Below are 22,005 nucleotides of genomic sequence, written 5' to 3' on the forward strand. Positions count from 1 at the left end.
CTGGATGGGCGCGGCTGGCGCGACCTTCGGCGGGAACGGTCGCTGGGCGGAGAGCCGGCGCTCAGGACCCCGGCGCGGGCGCCGCCGCCAGCGGGCCCAGGCCATGCCGTTGGGCCGCCTTGACCACATAGACGAGCCAACCCATCCCGTCGCCCGCATTGGAGAGGAATTCGGCGTTTGACGCCTCGCCGCTCATCCGCAGCTTGATCTCCCAACCGGCGATCGGCGCCACCGAGACGCTTTCGTAGGTTTTGCCGTCGATGAAGCGCTCGGTGCGACTGGGCGGGATCTTGCCCGACGCCTGCATCATGGCGACCAGTTGCGAACTCTTGCCGCGATAGGGCTTGGCCTTGGGGTGCTTGGCCTTCAGGGCCGCCACCGCCATGCCCATGGCCTGGTCCAGCGTCAGGTCCGACTTCGTCGCATAGACGGTGCGGCTGTCGGCGAAGGTGACGACGTGGCAACCGACGTCGGTTCCGTCCGGCTTGAACAGGATCACCTCGTTGCCCTCGCGACCCGGGGTGAACACGCAGTGCAGCCCCGACTCCTTGTGCTGAAGGGTGATGCCCGTCTCGCCCTCGCGGTCGCTGAGATTGTCGAAGAACGCCGCGGCGCCGGCCTTGGCCAGCATGGCGTCGCCCTCGGCCTTGGCCGCGGCCCGCTGCTCGGGCGTCTGCTCGGCCCAGGCCAGGGCCGGCGCCGTCGCCAGCACGGCCGCGCAGGCCAGCATCACCATCCGCTTCATCGTCGCCTCCCCCCAGGTTTCGCAACGTCGAGCTTTGCAGCTTTCGGTGGAGATGGCGAGGCGACTTCGCCCTATCCGGACGGCCCCGTTCAGGCCGCCAGGCGGTTGGCCCGGCGCCAGGCCTGGGGCGCCATCCCCGCCGAGCGGCGGAACAGGCGGCACAGGTGCGACTGGTCGGCGAAGCCGCACTGGTAGGCGATCTGGCTGAGCGGATCGCGGGTGGCCAGCATCAGGTCCTTGGCCGCCTCCAGCCGGCGGCGGGTGACGTAGGCGTGCGGCGTCTCGCCGAAGGTGGCCTTGAAGGCCCGGCCGAAATAGCTGGCGCTGAGGGCGACAATTTCCCCGAGCACGGCCGTGGTCAGGGTCCCGTCGAGGTTCTCGTCGATGTGCTTGCGCAGCTTGCGCGCCTGCCAGGGGGCCAGGCCGCCCTGGATCGGCGCGGCCGGAGATGCGCCGACGACGATGGCCGAGGCCCGGGCCAGCAGCGCGCGGGCGGCCTGGGCGTCGGTCTCCAGCGAGCGCTCCAGCGCCGCCAGAACCTCGCGCAGGTCCTCAAAGCCGCGCGGCTCGCCCGCCAGGTCGTGGAGAAGGCCCAGGCCCGCGACGGGCGTGGCGGAAACGGTGTCGACGGCGAGGACGGACATGGTTTCGATCCCTGGCTGGAGCGCCCCCCAAGGGCCCTCTCTTTTTCGAGGATCATTGTTCGTCCGGCGCCCGCCGCACCGCCATCGCACCTGGGCTTATCGTCGCGCTCCCTGGGTGTGGCGGCCTCATACCCAGGTATGAGGCCGCGAGCGCCCGGGGTGGTGCTACGCCTTGGCCAGCGAGGCGCTGTCGATCACGAAGCGGTACTTCACGTCGCTCTTCTGCATGCGCTCGTAGGCGGTCTCGATCTCCTGGATGTCGATCGTCTCGATCTCCGAGACGATGCCGTGCTCGGCGCAGAAATCGAGCATCTCCTGGGTCTCGGCGATGCCGCCGATCAGCGAGCCGGCGATGGCGCGACGCTTGAAGATCAGGGCCGCCACGTCCGGGCTGGGGTGGGCGTGTTCCGGCACGCCGACCAGGCACAGGGTCCCGTCGCGCTTCAGCAGGGCCGTGAAGGCGTCGAGGCTGTGGCTGGCCGAGACGGTGTTGAGGATGAAGTCGAACGAGTTGGCGTGAGCGGCCATCTCGCCTTCGTTGCGCGACACCACAACCTCGTCGGCGCCCAGGTCCAGGGCGTCCTGGCGCTTGGCTTCCGAGGTCGTGAAGGCCACGACGTGCGCGCCCAGGGCGTGAGCCAGCTTGACGCCCATGTGGCCCAGGCCCCCGATGCCGACGATCCCGACCTTCTTGCCCGGGCCGACGTTCCAGTGGCGCAGCGGCGACCAGGTAGTGATGCCGGCGCACAGCAGCGGGGCGACGGCGGCCAGCTGTTCCTCGGGGTGGCGGATCTTCAGCACGAAGTCGTCCTTGACGACGATCTGCTGCGAATAGCCGCCCAGGGTGTGGCCGGGGGCGTCCGGCGTCGGGCCGTTGTAGGTGCCCACGAAGCCGTTCTCGCAGTACTGCTCCAGGCCCTCGTCGCACGAGTGGCAGTGCTTGCAGCTGTCGACCAGGCAGCCGACGCCGACGACGTCGCCTTCCTTGAAGCGGCTGACCTGGCCGCCGACGGCTGAGACGCGGCCGACGATCTCGTGACCGGGCACGCAGGGAAACAGGGTGCCGGCCCATTCCGAGCGCACGGTGTGCAGGTCGGAGTGGCAGACGCCGCAGTAGGCGATCTCGATCTGGACGTCATTCGGGCCGACCGCGCGGCGCGTGATGTCCATCGCTTCCAGCGGCTTGTCGGCGGCGAAGGCGCCATAGGCTTTGATGGCCATGTGCAGGATATTCCGATTGGCTTTTTGGGGAGGCGGAGGCCCGCGCGGGGTCTCGCGAAGCCAAACTAGCGCGCGCGCGACCGTAAAATTAGCCGCTCAGCTTTGCACGGGCTGATGAGCATATTTCATCAATCCACCCCTTGCGGATCGCCCGCGCGGGGCAGGCTGCCCCGCGCGCGAAGCCGACGGACGCCTGAGGGCGATCAGGCCGGTCTGACCGGCCGCAGGAAGGTCCCCGCCCCCTGGCGCCGCTCGATCACGCCCTCCCGCGCGAGCTCGTCCAGGGCCTTGCGTACGGTGACCCGCGCCAGCCTCAGCCCGCTGGCCCACTGCCGCTCGGTGGGCAGGCGTCCGCGCAGGGCCGGGCCGCTGGCCTCGCGAACGATCTGCGCCAGCTGCCGATAGAGCGGCCGGCGCGGGTCGTCCCGCACCAGGCGCAGGCCGATCCAGTCGAGATCGATGCGGATGGCCGGCGCGCCATCGCGGCATGATACCCATGCCCGCCGGGCGCGCCACCCGCCAAGACCGGCCACGCCGACCCCGGCCATCGCCGAAACCCGCCAGCACCCAGCAATACCAAGCCCGCCCCAAGCGCCCACGGCGCCATCGGCAAAGCGTCTGATTGTCTTGAAAGAAGAATGGCGCGCCCGGAACGATTCGAACGTCCGACCCTCAGATTCGTAGTCTGATGCTCTATCCAGCTGAGCTACGGGCGCGCACTGCCTTGCGGCGAGGCGGGGGAGATACCCCGTACCCCTGGGGTGCGCAAGCGTCTTGTCGCAAGAAAGTCGTCAAGTCCGGTGGATAACTGCGCGATCCCTTGGGGGATAAGGGTTTTGGGAGTTGAAAAAGATGTCGCAGGGGCGCGCGCGGGCGATTTTTCGCGAGCGTGGTGGCGGCGTCGGGGGCATGGTTCGTCGAATCTCCGTCGTCCGAGTCGGATTTCCGACGTGGCGGACGACCCGTTTCGCGCCCAATGCCCGCGCCGCCGAAGGATCCGCCATGCGCCTGCCCGTTCTCGCCGCCCTCGCCGTCCTCACCGCTTGCGGAGGGATCGCCGGCTGCGCGACGCAGGCGGGGCCCCAGGCGGCGCAGCCCGCGGCGGTCGCGCCGGCGACAGGGCCGAAGACCGCCGGTTCGGCGGCCGCCTACAACCCGCGCGGCATGGTGGTCTCGGCCAACCCGCTGGCCACGGAAGCCGGCCTTCGGGTGCTGCGCGAAGGCGGCTCGGCCGTCGACGCGGCGGTGGCCGTGCAGGCGGTGCTGGGCCTGGTCGAGCCGCAGAGCTCGGGCCTGGGCGGCGGCTCGTTCATGGTCTTCTACGACGCCAAGACCGGCAAGGTGACGGCCTATGACGGCCGCGAGACCGCGCCGGCCGGCGCGACGCCCGCCCTGTTCCTGGGCGAGGACGGCAAGCCGGTGTCGTTCGTCGCCGCGGTGCTGTCGGGCCGCTCGACCGGCGTGCCGGGCGCGGTGGCCATGCTGGCCCAGGCCCAGAAGGAGCACGGCGCCATCGGCTGGGACCGGCTGTTCCTCGACGCCGAGAAGCTGGCCGACCAGGGCTTCGTGGTGAGCCCGCGCCTGGCCTCGATGATCAACGGCCGTTCGCCCCAGGGCCAGACGGCCGACGCGGCCGCCTACTTCACCAAGCCCGACGGCCGACGCTACCAGGCCGGCGAGACGTTGAAGAACCCGGCCTACGCCGCCACCGTGCGCCGCCTGGCCGCCGAGGGCGCGTCGGCTCTATATGAAGGCCCGCTGGCGGAAGCCATCGTCGCCAAGCTGCACGAGGGCGAGCGGCCCTCGGCCATGACCCTGGCCGATCTGGCGGCCTACAAGCCCCGCTCGGCCGACGCCCTCTGCCGCCCGTGGAAGGTGTACAGCGTCTGCGTGCCCAATCCGTCGTCGAGCGGCGTGTCGCTGCTGCAGGCCCTCTTGATGCTCGAGCACACCGACATCGCCAAGCGCGGGCCCAGGGATCCGATCGCCTGGACCCAGATCGCCGAGGCCGAACGGGTCATGTACGCCGACCGCGACCGCTATGTCGGCGACCCGGCCAAGGTGACCGTGCCTGTCGAGGGGCTGCTGGAGCCGGCCTACGTCAAGCAGCGCGCCAAGCTGATCGGCGAGACGGCCGGCCCGGCCCCGAGCTTCGGCCTGCCCAAGGGCGCGCCCAAGGTCGGCCCGGATACGACCATCGAGCCCGGCGGCACCACCCACTTCGTCATCGTCGACGCGGCCGGCAACGTGGTGTCGATGACCACCACGGTCGAGAGCATCTTCGGCTCGGGCCGGATGGTCGGCGGCTTCTTCCTCAACAACCAGCTGACCGACTTCAACTTCGCCCCGACCGACAAGGACGGCCTGCCCGGCGCCAACGCCGTGGCCGGGGGCAAGCGCCCGCGCTCGTCGATGTCGCCGGTGGTGGTGCTGGACGGGAAGGGCAAGTTCCTGGCCGCCGTCGGCTCGCCGGGCGGTTCGGCCATCCTGTCCTACAACCTGAAAGCCATGGTCGGGGTGTTCGACTGGGGCCTGTCGATGCAGGACGCCGTGGCCCTGCCCAACCTGGTGGCGCGCGGCGACACGTTCTCGGGCGAGGTGAACCGCTTCGGCCCCGAGTTGACGGCCGCCCTGCAGGCGCGCGGCGTAATGGTCAAGGAAGGCCAGAACGAGAATTCGGGCCTGCACGGCGTGATCGTGCGTCCCGGCGGCAAGCTTGAGGGCGGCGCGGATCCGCGCCGCGAGGGCGTGGCCAAGGGGCTGGAGTAGCAATCCTCCCCCTGAAGGGGGAGGTGGCCCAAAGGGCCGGAGGGGGAAGCGGCTGCTGAAGCGCCGCTGGAACTTCCCCCTCAGTCGCTCCGCGACAGCTCCCCCTTCAGGGAGAGCATCTTTCTAAGGCAGCGGGCGCGGCTTGCGGTCTTCGCCGATGGCGACGAACGTGAACACGCCCTGCGTCACCTTGTGGGCCTTTTCGCCGTCGCGGCGACGGCGCCAGGCCTCGACCTCGACCTTCAGCGAGGTGCGGCCGGTGTGGACGATGCGGGCGAACAGACTGACCTCGTCGCCGACGAACACCGGGCTGATGAATACCATGCCGTCGACGGCGATGGTGGCGCAGCGGCCGGCCGCCCGGTGAAAGGCGATCGAGGCCGCGGCCAGGTCCATCTGCGACAGCAGCCAGCCGCCGAAGATGTCGCCTTCGGGGTTGGTGTCCGAGGGCATGGCGATGGCGCGCAGGACCGGCGGGTCGTGCGGCCATTCGGCGGCTTCCCAGGCCTTGGCGAGGGTCTCGGCGCGCGGGCCGGAGAGCGAGGAATCGTCCATCTTGGCGTCAGGCGGCCTCAGTGGCCGCCCGGGCCTTCGTAGACGCCGGGGGCCAGGCGCTCGTCCTCGTCGTGGCCGGCGTGGGTCGAGGCGACGAAGCGGCGGTCGCAATAGGGGCAGTCGACCGATCCGGCCGCGCCCATCTCCAGCCACACGCGCGGGTGGCCCAGGGCGCCGCCGACGCCGTCGCAGGCGATGCGGTGCGAATGGACGTGGATGATCTCGGGAGCGGGACCGGCGCCGACTTCGACCACGGCGACATCCATGGCGGTGGGGGCGGTCGGAGCTTCGGACTTGGCCTTGGCCATGGGGAACTACCTTCGAATTCTGAGCGCGGCCTTGGCTAGGCGGCGAACGAGGCATACCTATGCGACGCGTCGGCGCCGCGTCAATTCGACGAAGCCGCGCACGCCCCTGTTTTCAAGGCCTTCGGCCGATTTGGCCCCGATTGGACGCTTCATGGACCTGCCTGCCTACGCGATCGAAGCCGAGGGCCTGTTCAAGACCTACCCCGCCACCAAGACCGCGCCGGAAAAGCGCGCGCTGAACGGCATCGACCTGAAGGTGCCGCGCGGCTCGATCTTCGGCCTGCTGGGCCCGAACGGGGCGGGCAAGTCGACCTTCATCAACATCCTGGCCGGCCTGACGCGCAAGTCGAGCGGCACGGTGAAGATCTGGGGCCGCGACATCGACGAGCGCCCCCGCGACGCCCGCGCGGCCATCGGCGTGGTGCCGCAGGAACTGGCCGCCGACGTCTTCTTCACCCCGCGCGAGTCGCTGGAGGTGCAGGCCGGCTATTACGGCGTGCCCAAGAACGAGCGCCGCACCGACGAACTGCTCAATGCGCTGGGCCTGGGCGACAAGGCGAATGCTTACGTCCGCCAGCTGTCGGGCGGCATGAAGCGGCGCCTGATGGTGGCCAAAGCCATGGTCCACCAGCCGCCGGTGCTGATCCTCGACGAGCCGACCGCCGGCGTCGACGTCGAGCTGCGCCGCCAGCTGTGGGAATATGTGAAGGGCCTGCACGAGTTGGGCGTGACCATTGTGCTGACCACCCATTACCTGGAAGAGGCCCAGGAGCTGTGCGACCAGATCGCCATCGTCAACCGCGGCGAGGTGGTGGTGTGCGAGCCGACCCCCGTGCTGCTGCGCCGCATGGACATCCGCAACGTGGTGGTGACGCCCGAAGCGCCGCTCGACGTCGCCCCGGTGCTGCAGGGTTTCGAGACCAAGGGCCGCACCGGCGGGGCCTTCTCGGTCAGCTACCGCACCGGCCAGTCCAGCGTCGAGCACGTGCTGGCGGCGGTGCGCGCGGCCGGCGTGTCGATCAAGGACATCGCGACGGAAGATCCGGACCTGGAGGACGTGTTCGTGTCGCTGACCTACGGCGATCCGAACGCCAAGGATCCGTTGAAGACCTGAGGTCGACCAAGAAAAACCTCTCCCATGGGGAGAGGGAGGGGCCCGCGCCGAAGGCGTGGGAGGGTGAGGGGATAAATCGCCTGCGGTCCCATCCCCCTTGCCCGCGCCCTATCCGGACAGTCTGAAACCCCTCACCCTCCCATGCTGCGCATGGGCCCCTCCCTCTCCCTCTCCCTCTGGGAGAGGTTGATTTGGGGCTGGGCAAGGTCTGCGCGACTAAGGCAAAGCCTTCACGAACGCCCGCACCACGGTGGCCGAATTGTCCGCCGCCAGGCGCAGGAACACCGGGAACTGGTTGGTGGCCGGATCGCCGCCCGCCAGATCCGACAGGCTGCGGAAGGCGATGAACGGGGTCTTGTTGACATAGGCCACCTGGGCGACGGCGGCGCTCTCCATGTCGAGCACGCGGGCGCCGAAGGTCTTGTGGGCGTAGTCGCGGAAGGCGGCGTTGTCGACGAACACGGGGCCCGAGCCGCCGGCCCCGCCGACCACCACCTTGGGCGGCTTGGCCAGGCACTGGTCGGCCGCGCAGCGCTTCAGCACCAGGCCCTCCACCGACTTGCGGGCCAGCGCGATCAGCGCCGGATCGGCGGCGAACGACAGCCGGTCCTCGGGCGTCTTCGGATCCTGGGTCACCGTCACGGCGCGCGGATGCATCATGCCGAAATTGGGCAGGTCGCTGACCAGGCCCGGCGTGGGGGCGAAGCCGCCCGGAACCTCGCGGGCATAGGCCATTTCCGAGGTCTGGGCCCAGGTCTCGGGCGCCACCACGTCGCCGACCTCGAGATCGGGATCCGCGCCGCCGGCCACGCCGGAGAACACGATGCGGCTGACGTGGAAGCGGTCCAGCGCCGCCTGGGTGGTCATCGAGGCGTTGACCATGCTGATCCCCGAAAGGAACAGCACCACCGGCTTGCCCTCCAGCGTGCCGGTGACGAAACGCGTTCCGGCGGCCGTGAATTCCTTCTTGTTCGAGGTCGCCGCTTCCAGCGCCGCCATCTCCGGCGGGAAGGCGCTGACCACGGCTGTGCGCGGCGCGGTGTCGAAGCGCTCGGCGGCGGCCGCGCCGATCGGCGCCGACAGCAGGACGAAGGCGAGAGCGGTCGAGGCGATACGCATGGGCAGGCTTCCGGTGGTCGATTCGGCGGCAACCTAGCCTCGCGGACGGCGCCGCCGGAAGGCCGCAGTTCGCGGCTGTTGCATCGACTCCCCCAAGCGACGATTTTCGCGCCGTTTTTCAGCGAGCGGGGCAGGCATGCGGGCTTGGATTCTCAGAACATTGGTCGCTCTTGCGGCGCTCTTGGGGACTGTCGTCCCCGCCCTGGCGGCCTCCAGGCCCATCCCGATCAAGGTGGTGGTCGTCACCACCTTCGAGATCGGGGCCGACACCGGCGACGTCGCCGGCGAGTTCCAGCCCTGGGTCGAGGGCTGGCCGCTGAAGAAGGAAATCAAGGTGCCGGGCATCCGCCACGTCGCCCGCTATTCCGACGACGGCGTGCTGGCCATCGTCAGCGACATGCGCGGCCGCACCCGTGAAAGCGTCGCGGCCCTTATCCTGTCCAGCCAGTTCGACCTCTCCAAGGCCTACTGGATCGTCAGCGGCATCGCCGGGGTCGATCCGGGCGCGGCCTCGGTGGGCAGCGCCGCCTGGGCCCGCTACGTCGTCGACGCCGACCCGATCTACGAGGTCGACGACCGCGAGATCCCGGCCGACTGGCCCTACGGCCTCTATTCCAACGACGCCGACCGCCCGAACGTGAAGGGCAAGGCCGAAGGCTCCAGCGCCATGGTCTGGACGCTGGATCGCGGCCTGGTCGACTGGGCCTACGACCTGACCAAGGACGTGGCGCTGCCCGACAATCCCGACCTGCAGAAGCTGCGCGCCGGCTATGTGAAGGAGCCGCAGGCCCAGCGCCCGCCGTTCGTGCTGCAGGGCGACGCCCTGGGCGCCGTGCGCTTCTGGCACGGCACGCACCGCACCCAGTGGGCCCGCGACTGGGTCAGGCTCTGGACCGACGGCGCGGGGACCTTCACCATGAGCGACTGCGAAGACCAGGGGATCCTCGACGTGCTCGACGCCCATGCCGACAGCGGCCGCATCGACCGGCGCCGGGTGCTGGTGCTGCGCACCGCCAGCAACTACACCCGCCCGCCGCTGGGCGAGCCGACCTTCCCGCGCGTGCTGCACGACGACGGGGCCAAGGCCGCCTTCGAAGCCGAATTCCTGGTCGGGGGCGTCGTGGCCCGCGACCTCGTCAAGAACTGGGGCCGTCGCGCGACGGCCCTGCCGCAAGTCGGAGCCCGATAGGCCATGCTCGAACGCCTCTTCAAGCTGCAGGCCCTGGGCGCCAACGTCCGCACCGAGGTGCTGGCCGGCTTCACCACCTTCATGACCATGGCCTACATCGTCGTGGTCAATCCGGCGATCCTCAGCGAGACCGGCATGCCGATCGCCGCCGTCGCCGCGGCCACCTGCCTGGCCGCCGGCCTCGGCTCGATCCTGATGGGGCTGATCGCCAACTACCCGCTGGCGCTCGCGCCCGGCATGGGCCTCAACGCCTACTTCACCTACACCGTGGTCAAGGGCATGGGCGTGCCGTGGGAGACCGCGCTGGGCTGCGTGTTCATCTCGGGCGTGGCCTTCCTGATCCTGACCGTGGCGGGCATCCGCCAGATGATCGTGGCGGCCATCCCCCGGCCGCTGTTCTCGGCCGTCGCGGCGGGCGTTGGCTTGTTCATCGCCTTCATCGGCCTCAAGAGCGCCGGCGTCATCGTCGCCAACCCGGCCACGGCCGTGGCGCTGGGCGACCTGACCACGCCGTCGGCGGCGCTGGCCCTGATCGGCCTCGTCGCCATCGCCGCCCTTCAGGCCTGGCGGGTCAAGGGCGCGATCCTGATCGGCATCCTGCTGGCCGCCGCGGCCGGCTGGCTCCTGGGCCTGTCGAAGTTCACGCCCGGCGCCTACAGCCTGTCGGACCTGTCGGCGACCATGTTCAAGATGGACGTCGGCGCGGCCCTGCACCTGCAGGGCGGCATGGGCATCGCGCTGCTCGAGATCATCTTCGTCTTCCTGTTCGTCGACCTGTTCGACAACGTCGGCACCCTGGTGGCCGTCACCAAGAAGGCCGGCCTCGTCCAGCCCGACGGCACGATCCCGCGCCTCAACCGCATCCTCACCGCCGACTCGGCCGCCACCATGATCGGCGCGGCGGCCGGCACCAGCACCGTGTGCAGCTACATTGAGAGCGCCTCGGGCGTCACCGCCGGCGGCCGCACGGGCCTGACCGCCGTGGTGGTCGGGATCCTCTTCCTGGTCACCCTGTTCTTCGCCCCGCTGGTGCAGGCCATCCCGGCCGCCGCCACCGCCCCGGCCCTGGTGCTGGTGGGCGCGCTGATGATCGGTTCGCTGGCGGAAGTCGACTGGGCCGACCCCACGGTGGCCATCCCCGCCTTCCTGACGGTGATCACCATCCCGCTGACCTTCTCGATCGCCAACGGCCTGGCGTTCGGCATCACCAGCTACGCCGTCCTCAAGGCCGTGACCGGCAAGCTGCGCAAGGGCGACTGGCTGCTCGTCGTGCTGGCGGCGCTGTTCGTGATCCGCTTCGTCTATCTGGCGAAAGGCTGACCAAAACCCTTTGCGCGAGCGCGGCTTTCGGCTAAGACCGCGCTTCCGCAAGGCGGATGCACCCGTAGCTCAGCTGGATAGAGCGTTGCCCTCCGAAGGCAAAGGTCACACGTTCGAATCGTGTCGGGTGCGCCAGCCGTCTTGCCAAGAAATGCGCGCCCGTAGCTCAGCTGGATAGAGCATCAGACTACGAATCTGAGGGTCGGACGTTCGAATCGTTCCGGGCGCGCCACTTCGGTCTAAAACTGCGAACTTCCAGAATCGCTGTGTTTTCGCCCGTTGAGGCGGCCAGGGTTCGGAGCAGGTCAGTCCGATTTCCCATAATTTGGATCTCTTTCGTCGAAAGCACTTCGACGCGCTGAGCCACGGCGCGGACGTGTTCGCGGCGGTATGAGCCATCTTCGGCCCGAAGGCGCGCCTTTGCCGCCTGGGCGAAGGCTTTCAGCTTTTCGGGCGTGAGGCTTGGCCCCAGGCGCTCAATGGCCGCCTCTGCCCTGTCTGCATCTGCGCGAGCCTCGTCCCGCATGGAGGCAAGCTCCTTCATGCGATCCTTGAAGTCCTGGTCGGCCGTGTCGGCTACGCCGTCCTCGATCGCCTGGTAGAGCCGCGAGAGCTTTGCGGCGGCGGTGGCGGCCCGCCGACGCAGCTCGGTGACGTGGGCGTGCCGGCGGTCGATCCATTCGGCCCGGCGGTCCAGGACGTTCCCCAACAAGACCTCCAGACGCTCGCTGTGGAGCAGGCGCCGCTCCAGATGATCAACGACGGCGTCGTCGAGCTTGTCCATCGGCACGGTGATTCCCGCGCACGCCTCCTTGCCCATCCGAGCCTTGGTCGAGCAGGTGTAGTAGCGATAGGCGCCGTTCTTCCCGGTTCGCAGGGTCATGGCGCCGCCGCAGATTCCGCAAAAGCAGATGCCGCCCAGGAGGGTGCCGGGGGCTACGAAGCGCGGGCTCATGAATGAGGCATGGCGCAAGCGCAGCGAGTCCTGCACTGCCTGGAACTCCTCGACCGAGACGATGGCGGGCACAGCGCAGATCGCGTGTTCCTCCTCGGGCAGTTTGGTCTTGGTCTTGTGGTCCCTGGCGTTGAAGTGGTGCTCGCCCTTGTAGGTGGGGCGATTGAGGATCTTATGGATCGCATCAATGCCAAACCGCCCGCCATCGCGGGTGCGGACGTTGTTGTCGTTGAGGTGATTACAGATGGCCTTGAAGCCCATCGGCCCGCAGCCATCCACGCCGAATAGGGCAAGCTTGTAGATCAGCCGGATCTTCTCGGCCTGGATGGGGTCGATCTCCAGCTTCTTCTTCAGCTTGGCCCCGCGCTCCTCGGCCACGACGACGCGATAGCCCAGCGGCGGGCGCGAACCGTTCCAGAAGCCCTGACGGGCGTTCTCCTTCATGGCCCGCAGAGTGTGCTTGGCGTTCTCGCGCGATTGGTACTCGTCGAAGAGGGCCATGATCTTGCGCATCATGGTGCTCATCGGATCATCGCCCAGCTCCTGGGTGATGGAGACCAGGCGCACGCCGTTCTTGGCCAGCTTTCGGACGTAGAACTCGAACTGGAATTGGTCGCGGAAGAAGCGCGAGAACGAATGGACGATGATGACGTCGAACGCCGCCGGCTTGGCCATGGCCGCTTCGATCATGGCCTGAAACGAGGGCCTGCGATCGTCGGTTGCGGTGTTGCCGGGTTCGATGAACACCTCGCCCAAAGCCCAGCCCTTGCCGGCGCAATAGGCCTCAAGCTGGCGGCGCTGGTCTGGGATGGAGAGATCGCTTTCGGCCTGACGGCCGGTCGAGACGCGCAGGTACAGGGCGGCTCGCGACGCCGTGGAGGTCTGTTCGGGGACCATCGCGTCGCGCATCGGGGGCTCCTGCTTTATCGTGGGAGATCACCGAACAAGTCGTCGAGCACGTCGGCGAAGAAGGCTTCGATGATCCGGGCTTCGTGGTCGGTCACCGGAACTGCTTGCGGCCAGTCGTCGGTGACGGTGATGGGGGTGTCGCGCTTCTGTCGCGGCGCTTGACGGTCGAGCAAGGGGGCGGGGGCGGAATGGCGCCTAGACGGGGTGAAACTGTACCTACAGCTTAGAGCGCGCGGTCCTGGCGGGGTGAGCGGCGGCGTTCCGGCGAGAGGCGAGGTTCACGGGGCATGGCCGAGCGTTCCGTCCAAAGCGGGACGCCAAGCGTTGATCTATGGTGGCAGAGCCTCAATCACGCCCATGCCGCGCCTACCCACCCTCTGAGACCTTTCCGCCCTGATCCACGCGAGTGGACCAGTCGATCCAGGCCTCGGTCACCAACGGCTGATGACAGCCGGGGCAGCGCATGGCGGCCAGATCTCTGGCCGCGCCGCTCAGGAGGAAATGGACTTCCTGATGGTCGTCAGGATCTATGGCCTTGACCGCAGCCGCGATCTTGGCGGCCACGCCGGTCGGATCGGTGGCCGCAGTCCGGGGTAGCGCCTCTAACAGCTTCTGCCGTTCGCGAAACAGGCCAGTGAGCATCTTGTCGATACGGGCCATTTCCCGCCCCTGGGGAAGCTCCAGCTGCTCCCGGCGGGAAATCCCAAACCAGTTGTGGTTCTGGACGACGTCGCTCTCAAGATCGCCCCAGCGCACGAGGAGCCGGCGGATACGGATGTCCGCCAACGACATGCCATGGCCATCATCAATGATGTTAATCCGCCAGCCCGCCGATGCGCTTGGCGGTGTGAATTCGACGATCACATATGAAGCGTCGGCGTCGTAGGCGTTCCTGGCCAGCTCGATAATCGCAGCCTCCGGGCCGCTTATCAGTTGATCCCCTACGGTCCGGATGATCCGCGCGCGCGGCTTGAATTCTAGTTGCTGCATTTCAAGCCCGACACACCCGAAGCTAGCGTCACCATAAGAGCCAAACCTACGGCTGTCGATTTTGCTCTGCCCATTTATGGTCCGTTCCACACCCTGGTCCAAGGCGAGGGCGTTGCGAGGTCCCTAGCCACAGGCACAGTCCGATCACAGGATGGTGAGGTCAGAATCGGCTCGGGCGCGAGGTCGAGGGCTGATTCTCCATCATGTAAAAGCGTGTAGAAGCCCCAAGCTGCCTACCATGTCCGATGAATCCGAACCAATGCCGCCTAAGCGGCTCTACGACAAAGGCGAGCGTCGGCATAAGCATGTCGGGCGCACTGATGAGCCGGAGATCGAGTTCGTGCCAGGTAACCCTCGCATGTGGGTTGGCAAGTGTCCAAAATCACTGACGCCGGACGACCATTCTCGGCTTGTGAATGAGGCCCTGGCAGGCAGCAACGGTGACCGGGACTTAGACTTCCCCAAGAAGATCTATGCCGTCCATGGCGGCGCCATCTACGAAGGCCAGACCACCGATCAAGGCCGATCCTACCATGGCTACCCATATAGGGGTAAACTTGCGCAGGGCCTTATCGATGCCCTAAGGAAAGTCGCTGTCTCTAAGGGCTGCGACAAAGAGTTCGACGTTTGGACGAAGCGTCACATCGAGGTCCACGGCACATGGCGCTAGCCGCCCGACTCAAGTTCGATCTGCAGCCGCACGCTGAGCCTGAGCGGGTTACGACGCGCACCTTGTCGATCCTGGTCGACGACTTCGTTGTCTGGCCTGTCCGTGGTGAAGGCGACGTACGTCTTGAGATCCATGTTGACGACCTCCTCGCCCACCTCACCGACTTCTGGAAGCCTCTAATGCTCCGGCAAGTCTATCCCGTTGACGTCACACCGCTCAGGCCATCGGATCTTCGACGCGCCGCAGAACGTCGCTGGATCGATAATACCTCGGCGACGATGGAGGCTGAGGAAGAGGCGATCACCAACTTCGAGGAAGCCCACGACCTTTCCCACGCGTTCGCGGGCCTCTATGGGCTTCCGAGTTTTTGGCTCCTGCGAGCAGGCGACCAGTTCATGGTCGAGGCGCCAGGTTTCATGGATCGCCTGCCCTTCGCGGAGGTGCGCGCGGCTCTCACCCAGGTTGGTGACGAAATCTGCCAGATCCTCCGGGTCTCGGACGAGGCGCGTTGGGAAGCGGCGATCAAGGCATGGAAGGATCGCGACGCGGGCGACGCGGCGGCTCTGCTCGCCTGGTCGGCGGGTCTAGATCGCGGGACCGCTAAGAGCCTGATCGCCGACGGAGCCTTGACGGCACCTAGGAACTTCGAGGACGCCGCTAACGACGATGATCCAATCCGGATCGCGGCCCGAATGGCGGGTGCGCTGCCGCCTGAACAGATTCGTGCCATCCTGGATCTGGCGCGGCAATTCAAGGCCAACGGTGCCAATGCGCTTCGGGAGTTATCGGAGGCGTGTCTAGCGGATTTGTCCGAAAACTATCTCCGAGCACTTCCCTTTCAGCAAGGGGAGGCCGCCGCCCGGCTAGCGCGCGAAAAGCTTGAGCTCGGCGTTGATGACCCAGTTCCGGTTTTCGATATCGTGACCAAGCTTGGCGTCGAGTGGCGCACGGCCCCTGCTGAACCACACAGTCTTGATGGATTGGCGATCTGGGGGCCGGGGCACGGACCAGGTGTTTTCCTCAACAGCGCAAGCCGCAGAATCCTTCGAAGGGACGAACGCGACGTTCGGCAGAGCCCGAGCGCTCGGGTGACCATGGCTCACGAGCTCTGCCACTTGTTGCTCGATGGAGGCCACGCTCTTTCGGCCGTGGAGGTCCTAAAGGCGCGAATGCCTGTCGGTGTCGAGCAACGTGCGAAGTCGTTTGCTGGCGAATTTCTGTTGCCTACCCACGTGGCAGGATACCATTGGCATCAAGCCGGGCGCCCCCGTGATCGTGCAAGCCTCGATGAACTCGTGAGCAGTTTGGTCGAAGCATTTGCTGTCACAAGGGCTGTGGCGAGTTGGAAGGTCGAACACGCCGCCAAAGCTGAGGATATCGACCTCACAGCCATCTTGGATTCGATTGCGCCGGGCCGGTAAGCGGTCCTGATCGACTCTTCGCGAACCCCATGGCGTTCGCTTCAAGCGCTAGCGTCTAGAGGGCCATGGCATATGCATAGTTCTCAGTCCCGACCGCTTCAGCGCGCCATTTTCTCCCCATCCTGTTTTCAAGAGCTTAGCGCTTAGGCGTCGCGGGATGGTCGACCGCGGTCGGGCTCTCGCCGGCATCGTGGTCGGGGCTTCGAATTCCCGGGGCCGCTCCCCTTCGTCCCATATCCGCGCGACGCGCCACGTGACGCTGGGTTGCAATGCGGCAACCTCTCGCCCTACCACTAACCTGGGCGTTGCGAACGGAGGGGCGACGATGCGCGGCTGGATGGCGGCGATCTGCATGGGGCTGGTCGGCTTGGCTTCGTTCGCGCCCGCGAGGGGATGGTCCGCGCCCAAGCGCGAGGCGGCCGACGCTCGCGACGCCGAGCTTCCGAGCTGCGCGACGCCCCTGGCGCGCGCGGTGGTGCTGCCGCCCAAGACCGCGTGGTGGACGGAGGCCGGCCTGTCCAATCCGGAGTCGATCGTGAAGCTGCTGGCGCTTCGCTCCGGCTGCCTACGGCTGATCGAACCGCCGGCGGCCGGCGCGCCGGCGCCCCGGTCGCCGGTGGACTACCAGCTCGTCCTCGACATCGGCGCGGCGGCCGGCGGCAAGGACAGCGGGGGCGGATCGGCCGGGATGGGCAAGCGCTTGAGCGCGGTCACCGGCGTGCTGCGGGGCAGGAAGGTCGACGCGCTCGCGCTGATCACGCTCGTGGAGACGCGCAATTCCGAACAGATCTACCTGGCGCAGGGCGCCGCGCGAAAGAAGGAGCTGGATTTCGATCGGGCCCGTCCTCCGGCCTGGGCCGCCATCGCCACGACCTATTCCAACACCGAGTTCGGCAAGGTCGTCGCGGCCGCCTACTTCAAGGCCTACGCCGATCTCGTGCGCTACCTGCAGGATCATCCGTCGGCCCCGACGGACCCCGGCGACGGCGCGGGCAAGGCCCATCGCGTGACCAAGACGATGATGATGCGAGAGCAACCTTCGCCTTCTTCGGTCGAGGTGCGGAGCCTTTCGTCGAACGACGTCGTTTATCCGACGGGCCAGAAGAACGGCGTCTGGTGCGAAGTGGACGACGAGAACGGCAACCGGGGCTGGGTGTCGTCGGCGTTCATCACGCCGGACGGACGATAGGGCGGCTTCGGGGAAGGGCTGGGCTTGAGATGATGAAGAACGGTGGTCGGTCGGCGTCGCGCTGGACGTCGGTCCTCTTTTCGGCGCTCTTCCTGGCGGCGGGCATGCACGGCGCGGCGGTCCAGGCGCAGAGCCGACCCGCCCGGCCGCCGGTCGCGGCGCCGCGCCCCGATCCGCAGAGCGCCCCGTCGACCGAACGCGAGTGGTTCATGTCCTTCGCCGACACGACCCTCGATCTCTGGTCGGCGGAGCTGCCGGCGAACGCCAAGGGCGTCTCGCGCCTGTTCGTCGGCCTGGTGACGGCCGGCTGCCAGGGGCCCGGGGGCGCCAACTGGTACAGCGGTTCGTACAAGGTCGTGTTCGACGAGTTCGCGGGATCGCCGCGCCTCCAGGCGTCGCCCGGGTCGCCGACCCTGCAGCTGGCCACGGTGCGCGGACGGGTTTCCCTGTCCTACGTCCGGCCGACCGGAGCGTCGATCAGCTGCATCGTGCGCGCGTCGAAGCCCTATGGCGTGGACAACGCCAACGCCGGCGTCGAGCTCACTGACTTCCGCTATGGCAAGTGAGCCGGCCTGAAGCCTAGAGCCTCTTAGCCTCTTAGCCTCGCATGGCGTCATGCGTAGAGCGCGTCAGTCGGCGAAACACTTTCGCCCGACGCGCTCTAGAGCTGGGTCGTCCGGATCTTGTCGATGCGTCGGCGCTCGGCCAGGAAACGCTGCAGGTCGTCGCCCGTCAGCTTGTGGCCGACGCCGGAACCGGCGTCGACATAGCTCAGCGGATCGACCTGCTCTCCGTCGACGATCACCTCGTAGTGCAGGTGGGGTCCCGTCGAGATCCCGGAATTGCCCGACCAGGCGATCTGCTGGCCCTGCCTGACCGGGTCGCCGGGCCTCAGTCCCTCCACGAAACGGTCCAGGTGCGCGTAGGCGGTCGACAGGGACGGGCCGTGGCGCACCCGCAGGTAGTTGCCGTGGCCGCCGTGCGGACCCGCGAACTCGACCTGACCGTCCGCCGCTGCGAACACCGGCGTGTTCTTCGGCGCCCCGAAGTCGATCCCCTTGTGGGAGCGGAAGAAGCCCAGGACGGGGTGCAGGCGCAGGCCGAACACGGAGGTGATGTGGCCGCCCTCGATGGGCGTCCGCATCAGGCTGCGGCGGGCCGGGCCGCCGTTGGCGTCGAACCAGCGCGGCTCTCCGTCCGAAGCCTGGCCCCAGCTGTAGAGCTCGGCGCTCTTGGCGCGATCCGACCTGACGCCGTCGGCTTCGGACACGCGGGCAAAAGCCCGGGGCACGTGATGGAAGCCGGCATAGAGCAGCCGGGGCTCGCCGACGACGACGCCGGAGGAATCCCGGCGCTCCTCGATCACCGCTTCGAACAGATCGCTCGGCGCCACCTCGCGCGCGAAGTCCAGATCATAGGACAGGGCCTTGGTGAACACCGGCACCAGGATGTCGTTCAAGCCCCGGGCCACCGCCGAACTGAAGAAGTCACGCTCGTCCATCTGGCCACGCACCACGCGGGCGGCCCACCCTCGCGGCGCATCGACCCTGGTCAATCTGAAGCCGTCCTGGACGCGACGAACATGCGCCGTCGCTCCATCGACCGCGGTCGCGTCCAGTCCGGACAGCTGGCGCAACGCCCCCGCGCCGCTGAAGCTGACCACGATCGAGGAGGGTCGCCCAAGGGCCTGTTCCACCAGGCCCGCGGCCTCGGCGGCCTCGGCGGAAGAGGCGCCCAGTCGCTCGATCGCCATGGCCAGGTCCTCGGAGTCGCGCAGGCTCACCGTCCTTCGCTCTTCCGGCGGCGCCGTTCGCGTGGACGTGGGCGCGGGCGTGGGAGCCGACGGCCTGGGCCGACGCAGGATCACCAGGCCGGCGCCGCCCGCCAACGCCAACCCTCCCAGGGCGATCAGCCCCCTGCGCCCTACCCGCCCGATCCGCGAAGGCCGCGCGGACGGCGTTCGAGCCGCTTCCTCCCTTGAAACCCAGGTGGTCGGGTCGAAGCTGGCCGAGCCCGCGTCGCCGCCGGCCTCGACGGTTTCCGAGCCGAGGACCCAGCGCCTGGGGTCGTATGACGCTGGCGTTTTCGAACGGTCACGCTCATTCATGCGACGGCCCTACCACAATCGAAGATAGCACTCACCTCGTAGCTCGCCTGTCATTCGAACATGGTCTATAGAGCTAAGCTTCAGGTCTTGAGGGGGGCGTGATGGTGAGCGACGGGCGCGTGGCTTGGCGGGAGGGCCTGTTCCTGCGCCCGCAACATTTCCAGCAGCAAGATCGCCACCATGACGGCCTCCTTCACGCCCGCACCGAAGCCCTCCGCCCCTATCCTTGGGGCGTCACCCGACTGAAGATCGACCGCGAGCTCGCGAGCCAGGGGCTGTTCGGGCTGACCAGCTGCGCCGGCGTGCTGGAGGACGGCACGCCCTTCGCCTTCGACGACGGCGACACGAGGCCGGCGGCGATCGTCATCCCCCCGGACACGCGCGATCGCGTGATCTACCTGACCCTGCCGCGCCGATCGGCCGGAGAGCGCCTCGCCCGCGCCGATCTGGCGCCGAACGACGCCCGCTATCTCGTCTATGACCGCCAGGTCTCGGACACCTACGCCTCGGATCCGAGGGCCGAGGACCTGGAGCTGTCCCGCCTGAACCTGTGTCTGGGCGTCAGCGACGAGCAACTGACCGGCCGCACGCTTCTGGGCGTCGCGCGGGTGCGCGAGGTGCTGAACGGCGCTATCGATTTCGACGACGCCTACATTCCGCCCTGCCTGGACATCCAGCCCACCCGACTGGCGGGCTATGCCGAGCACCTGCTCGCGCGCGCCAATCAGCAGATCGCCAGCCTGGCGACCATGGCCGTCGCGAACATCGACGCCGGCCGCGACGCCCTGGTCGATTTCCTGACCCTGCAGGCCCTCAATCGATGGGGCCAGGTGCTCACCCATCTCAGCGCGACGCGCTCCATCCATCCAGAGCGCCTCTACGAGACATTCGTCGCCATGCTCGGCGATCTTTCCGGCCTGCGCGAGAACGCCCGGCGTGTGGAAACCCCGCCCCCGCCCTACGATCACAAGCATCTGGCCGAGACGTTCGAGCCGATCCACACGCGGCTCGACATCCTGATCTCGGCGATCAGCAACCCTTCGGTGGGTGAGCTGCCTCTACGACTCATCGAGCCCAGCTACTACGGCGCGCACGTCAAGGACCCGACGATGCTGCGCAACAACGCCTTCTATCTGGCCGTCACCGCCGATCACCCGCTGGACGAGATCCGGCATCACGCGCCGATGGAGCTGAAGATCGGCGCGGCGGCCCAGATCAGGGAGATGGTCCACAGATCACTGCACGGCATTCGCCTCAGCCCGGCTTCCCCGCCGCCGCAGATCCGACCTTTGAGCGGCTACGCCTATTTCGAACTCGATCGCACCGGGGCGGAGTGGGCCGACCTCGTCAAGAGCCCGACCTTCGGCCTGCACGTGGCCGGCCAGTGGCCGGGCCTGAAGCTGCAGCTCTGGTGGGTCAAGAAGGACGCTCAATGAGCCGGGGGGACGAAGAAAGCCGCCGCCCGCGAAGATCCTCGCCGCTGAAGAGGGCGCGGGAGACGCAGATCGGCATCCCGCTTCAGCCAGGCGCCAGCCCCGAGGCCTGGACGCCGAAGCCGCAGCCGTCGCTCCCGGACGACGACGTCCCGTCGCCGCCGATCGCGCCGGAGTCCCGCAACCCGATGATGGCCCTGGCGGGACCCATCCTGGCGCGGATCGCCGCCCTCAGGGTCGGACGCCTGCGAACGCCGCTGCGGCAGTTGCATCGGGAGATGACGGCCGAGATCGCCGAGTTCAGGGTCGCGATCTACGAACTCTACCCGGAGAAGGTCGCCGAATGCGCGGTCTACGCCGTCTGCGCCACGGTCGACGACGTCGCCATGAACCTGCCGGACCAGGACGACGCCGCCGAGCAGTACGCCACCCGGAACATGGTGCTGCAGGTCTTCGGCCACAACGTCGGCGGCGACCACTTCACCCACCAGATCGACCTGGCCCTGCAGGGCCAGGACGCCTACCAGGACCTCCTCGAACTGTTTCACGCCTGCCTGGCGGCAGGCTTCCGCGGGCGCATCGGCGTCAACCGCGGGGCCGAGGCCTACATGCAGGCGCTGTTCAAGGCGCTGGACCATCCGCGCAAGCTGTCCTCCACCGAGCTGACGCCGCACTGGCGAGGCGTCGACGCCCCCGCGCGCACCACGGGCGTATGGGGCGGCGTCGGCGTGGTGGCGGCCATCGCGGTCGGGTTCCTGCTCACGGTCTACATGATCCTCAACCTGGTCCTGGCCTGGAACTCGAGTGACGCGTCCAACGCCCTGGCCCAGATCTTCCCGGAGGATAAGGTCAGCCTCGCAGACCCCGCCGGCACGCCGGTCGACGCCGCGCCCGAGAGCCCGGTGGCGCGGGCCATCCGCGCCTGCCTCGGCGCCGAACAGGAAGCCGGCCTGCTGGAAGTCGAGGAAAACCCCGGCGCCGTCTGGGTGCGAACGCCGGCCCATAGTCAGCTCGAACTCTTCAAGCCCGGATCGGATCGGCTGGAGGCGTCGGTTCCCCCGCTTCTTGAGCGGATCTCCGGCTGCATGGAGCCCCATCCCGGCCCGGTCGACGTGATCGGCTATACGGACTCCGTCGGGATCCACACCCTGACCTTCCCCAACAACCAGCGGCTGTCGGAAGCCCGCGCGGAACGCGCCGCCGACATCATCCGGCGCCGCCTGGGCTCGCGTGTCACGTCGGAGGGGCGCGGCGAAAACGATCCCTTCGCAGGCAACAGCACCGCGGAAGGGCGGCGCTTGAATCGCCGTCTCGAAATCGTCCTGCGTCGGGTGGGCTAGATCTTGA

Annotated in this window: 20 protein-coding genes and 3 tRNA genes; 12 read left to right on the forward strand and 11 right to left on the reverse strand. The window is 68.0% G+C overall.

Annotated elements, in window-relative coordinates; all coding sequences use genetic code 11:
- Nucleotides 1-61: 61 nt before the first annotated feature.
- The 5 genes from C1707_RS02000 to C1707_RS02020 form a co-directional block, all read right to left on the reverse strand.
- Nucleotides 62-745, reverse strand: coding sequence for a hypothetical protein (locus C1707_RS02000; RefSeq protein WP_101711768.1), 684 nt, complete (start codon nucleotides 743-745; stop codon nucleotides 62-64).
- An 89-nt stretch (nucleotides 746-834) separates the two neighbouring features.
- On the reverse strand, nucleotides 835-1,389 hold the full coding sequence (locus tag C1707_RS02005) for a helix-turn-helix domain-containing protein (protein WP_101711767.1): 555 nt from the start codon (nucleotides 1,387-1,389) through the stop codon (nucleotides 835-837).
- A gap of 165 nt (nucleotides 1,390-1,554) precedes the next feature.
- The gene (locus C1707_RS02010; protein ID WP_101711766.1) at nucleotides 1,555-2,610 is read right to left on the reverse strand and encodes an NAD(P)-dependent alcohol dehydrogenase; all 1,056 of its coding nucleotides are present in this window, start codon (nucleotides 2,608-2,610) and stop codon (nucleotides 1,555-1,557) included.
- 203 nt (nucleotides 2,611-2,813) lie between these two features.
- On the reverse strand, nucleotides 2,814-3,143 hold the full coding sequence (locus tag C1707_RS02015) for a GntR family transcriptional regulator (protein WP_164467249.1): 330 nt from the start codon (nucleotides 3,141-3,143) through the stop codon (nucleotides 2,814-2,816).
- Between the two features lie 106 nt (nucleotides 3,144-3,249).
- Nucleotides 3,250-3,326, reverse strand: a tRNA-Arg gene (locus C1707_RS02020).
- A 286-nt stretch (nucleotides 3,327-3,612) separates the two neighbouring features.
- Here C1707_RS02020 and ggt point away from each other — a divergent pair.
- Nucleotides 3,613-5,379, forward strand: a complete 1,767-nt coding sequence (ggt, locus tag C1707_RS02025; RefSeq protein ID WP_101711764.1) for a gamma-glutamyltransferase — start codon at nucleotides 3,613-3,615, stop codon at nucleotides 5,377-5,379.
- Nucleotides 5,380-5,502: 123 nt separating this feature from the next.
- Here the strand turns inward: ggt and C1707_RS02030 are convergent, their stop codons facing one another.
- Complete coding sequence (locus C1707_RS02030; protein WP_101711763.1) at nucleotides 5,503-5,934, reverse strand: acyl-CoA thioesterase; 432 nt, start codon at nucleotides 5,932-5,934, stop codon at nucleotides 5,503-5,505.
- A 17-nt stretch (nucleotides 5,935-5,951) separates the two neighbouring features.
- Complete coding sequence (locus tag C1707_RS02035) at nucleotides 5,952-6,242, reverse strand: zinc-finger domain-containing protein (protein ID WP_101711762.1); 291 nt, start codon at nucleotides 6,240-6,242, stop codon at nucleotides 5,952-5,954.
- A 151-nt stretch (nucleotides 6,243-6,393) separates the two neighbouring features.
- On the opposite strand from C1707_RS02035, the gene C1707_RS02040 reads away from it, so the two are divergent.
- Nucleotides 6,394-7,356, forward strand: a complete 963-nt coding sequence (locus tag C1707_RS02040; protein WP_101711761.1) for an ABC transporter ATP-binding protein — start codon at nucleotides 6,394-6,396, stop codon at nucleotides 7,354-7,356.
- Nucleotides 7,357-7,572: 216 nt separating this feature from the next.
- Here C1707_RS02040 and C1707_RS02045 read toward each other — a convergent pair whose 3' ends face one another.
- A complete protein-coding gene (locus C1707_RS02045) occupies nucleotides 7,573-8,475 on the reverse strand; it encodes a 5'-methylthioadenosine/S-adenosylhomocysteine nucleosidase (protein WP_101711760.1) in 903 nt (300 codons plus the stop codon).
- 136 nt (nucleotides 8,476-8,611) lie between these two features.
- On the opposite strand from C1707_RS02045, the gene C1707_RS02050 reads away from it, so the two are divergent.
- From C1707_RS02050 to C1707_RS02065, 4 genes are all read left to right on the forward strand, one after another.
- Nucleotides 8,612-9,664 carry a purine nucleoside permease gene (locus tag C1707_RS02050; protein WP_101711759.1) on the forward strand — a complete coding sequence of 351 codons (1,053 nt, stop codon included), beginning with the start codon at nucleotides 8,612-8,614 and terminating at the stop codon, nucleotides 9,662-9,664.
- A gap of 3 nt (nucleotides 9,665-9,667) precedes the next feature.
- Nucleotides 9,668-10,984 carry an NCS2 family permease gene (locus C1707_RS02055; RefSeq protein WP_101711758.1) on the forward strand — a complete coding sequence of 439 codons (1,317 nt, stop codon included), beginning with the start codon at nucleotides 9,668-9,670 and terminating at the stop codon, nucleotides 10,982-10,984.
- A 58-nt stretch (nucleotides 10,985-11,042) separates the two neighbouring features.
- A tRNA-Arg gene (locus C1707_RS02060) sits at nucleotides 11,043-11,119 on the forward strand.
- Nucleotides 11,120-11,139: 20 nt separating this feature from the next.
- Nucleotides 11,140-11,216 (forward strand) — tRNA-Arg (locus C1707_RS02065).
- Here C1707_RS02065 and C1707_RS02070 read toward each other — a convergent pair.
- Together C1707_RS02070 and C1707_RS02075 are read right to left on the reverse strand one after the other, a co-directional pair.
- Nucleotides 11,172-12,848 carry a recombinase family protein gene (locus C1707_RS02070; RefSeq protein ID WP_101711847.1) on the reverse strand — a complete coding sequence of 559 codons (1,677 nt, stop codon included), beginning with the start codon at nucleotides 12,846-12,848 and terminating at the stop codon, nucleotides 11,172-11,174. The two genes, C1707_RS02065 and C1707_RS02070, sit on opposite strands and share 45 nt — an antisense overlap.
- Nucleotides 12,849-13,214: 366 nt before the next feature.
- Entirely contained in the window at nucleotides 13,215-13,838 is a 624-nt protein-coding gene (locus tag C1707_RS02075) for an ATP-binding protein (RefSeq protein WP_101711757.1), read from the reverse strand.
- A gap of 238 nt (nucleotides 13,839-14,076) precedes the next feature.
- On the opposite strand from C1707_RS02075, the gene C1707_RS25935 reads away from it, so the two are divergent.
- The 4 genes from C1707_RS25935 to C1707_RS02090 all read left to right on the forward strand — a co-directional run bounded on the left by C1707_RS25935 (nucleotide 14,077) and on the right by C1707_RS02090 (nucleotide 17,684).
- Nucleotides 14,077-14,508 carry a hypothetical protein gene (locus C1707_RS25935; protein ID WP_145998306.1) on the forward strand — a complete coding sequence of 144 codons (432 nt, stop codon included), beginning with the start codon at nucleotides 14,077-14,079 and terminating at the stop codon, nucleotides 14,506-14,508.
- The gene (locus C1707_RS02080) at nucleotides 14,499-15,929 is read left to right on the forward strand and encodes an ImmA/IrrE family metallo-endopeptidase (RefSeq protein WP_101711756.1); all 1,431 of its coding nucleotides are present in this window, start codon (nucleotides 14,499-14,501) and stop codon (nucleotides 15,927-15,929) included. Before C1707_RS25935 ends, C1707_RS02080 begins: the two co-directional genes overlap by 10 nt.
- Nucleotides 15,930-16,086: 157 nt before the next feature.
- Nucleotides 16,087-17,118: an SH3 domain-containing protein gene (locus C1707_RS02085; protein ID WP_101711755.1), complete on the forward strand. Its 1,032-nt coding sequence runs from the start codon at nucleotides 16,087-16,089 to the stop codon at nucleotides 17,116-17,118.
- A 29-nt stretch (nucleotides 17,119-17,147) separates the two neighbouring features.
- The gene (locus tag C1707_RS02090) at nucleotides 17,148-17,684 is read left to right on the forward strand and encodes a hypothetical protein (protein WP_101711754.1); all 537 of its coding nucleotides are present in this window, start codon (nucleotides 17,148-17,150) and stop codon (nucleotides 17,682-17,684) included.
- A 95-nt stretch (nucleotides 17,685-17,779) separates the two neighbouring features.
- Here C1707_RS02090 and C1707_RS02095 read toward each other — a convergent pair whose 3' ends face one another.
- Nucleotides 17,780-18,901: a M23 family metallopeptidase gene (locus C1707_RS02095; RefSeq protein ID WP_164467250.1), complete on the reverse strand. Its 1,122-nt coding sequence runs from the start codon at nucleotides 18,899-18,901 to the stop codon at nucleotides 17,780-17,782.
- Between the two features lie 428 nt (nucleotides 18,902-19,329).
- Here C1707_RS02095 and tssK point away from each other — a divergent pair, with 428 nt between their 5' ends.
- Nucleotides 19,330-20,661: a type VI secretion system baseplate subunit TssK gene (gene tssK, locus C1707_RS02100; RefSeq protein ID WP_164467251.1), complete on the forward strand. Its 1,332-nt coding sequence runs from the start codon at nucleotides 19,330-19,332 to the stop codon at nucleotides 20,659-20,661.
- Nucleotides 20,658-21,998 carry a type IVB secretion system protein IcmH/DotU gene (icmH, locus tag C1707_RS02105; RefSeq protein ID WP_101711751.1) on the forward strand — a complete coding sequence of 447 codons (1,341 nt, stop codon included), beginning with the start codon at nucleotides 20,658-20,660 and terminating at the stop codon, nucleotides 21,996-21,998. The genes tssK and icmH overlap by 4 nt, the downstream gene beginning before the upstream one ends.
- Nucleotides 21,999-22,005: the final 7 nt, after the last annotated feature.

It is taken from the genome of Caulobacter flavus (assembly GCF_003722335.1).
GTDB lineage: Bacteria > Pseudomonadota > Alphaproteobacteria > Caulobacterales > Caulobacteraceae > Caulobacter > Caulobacter flavus.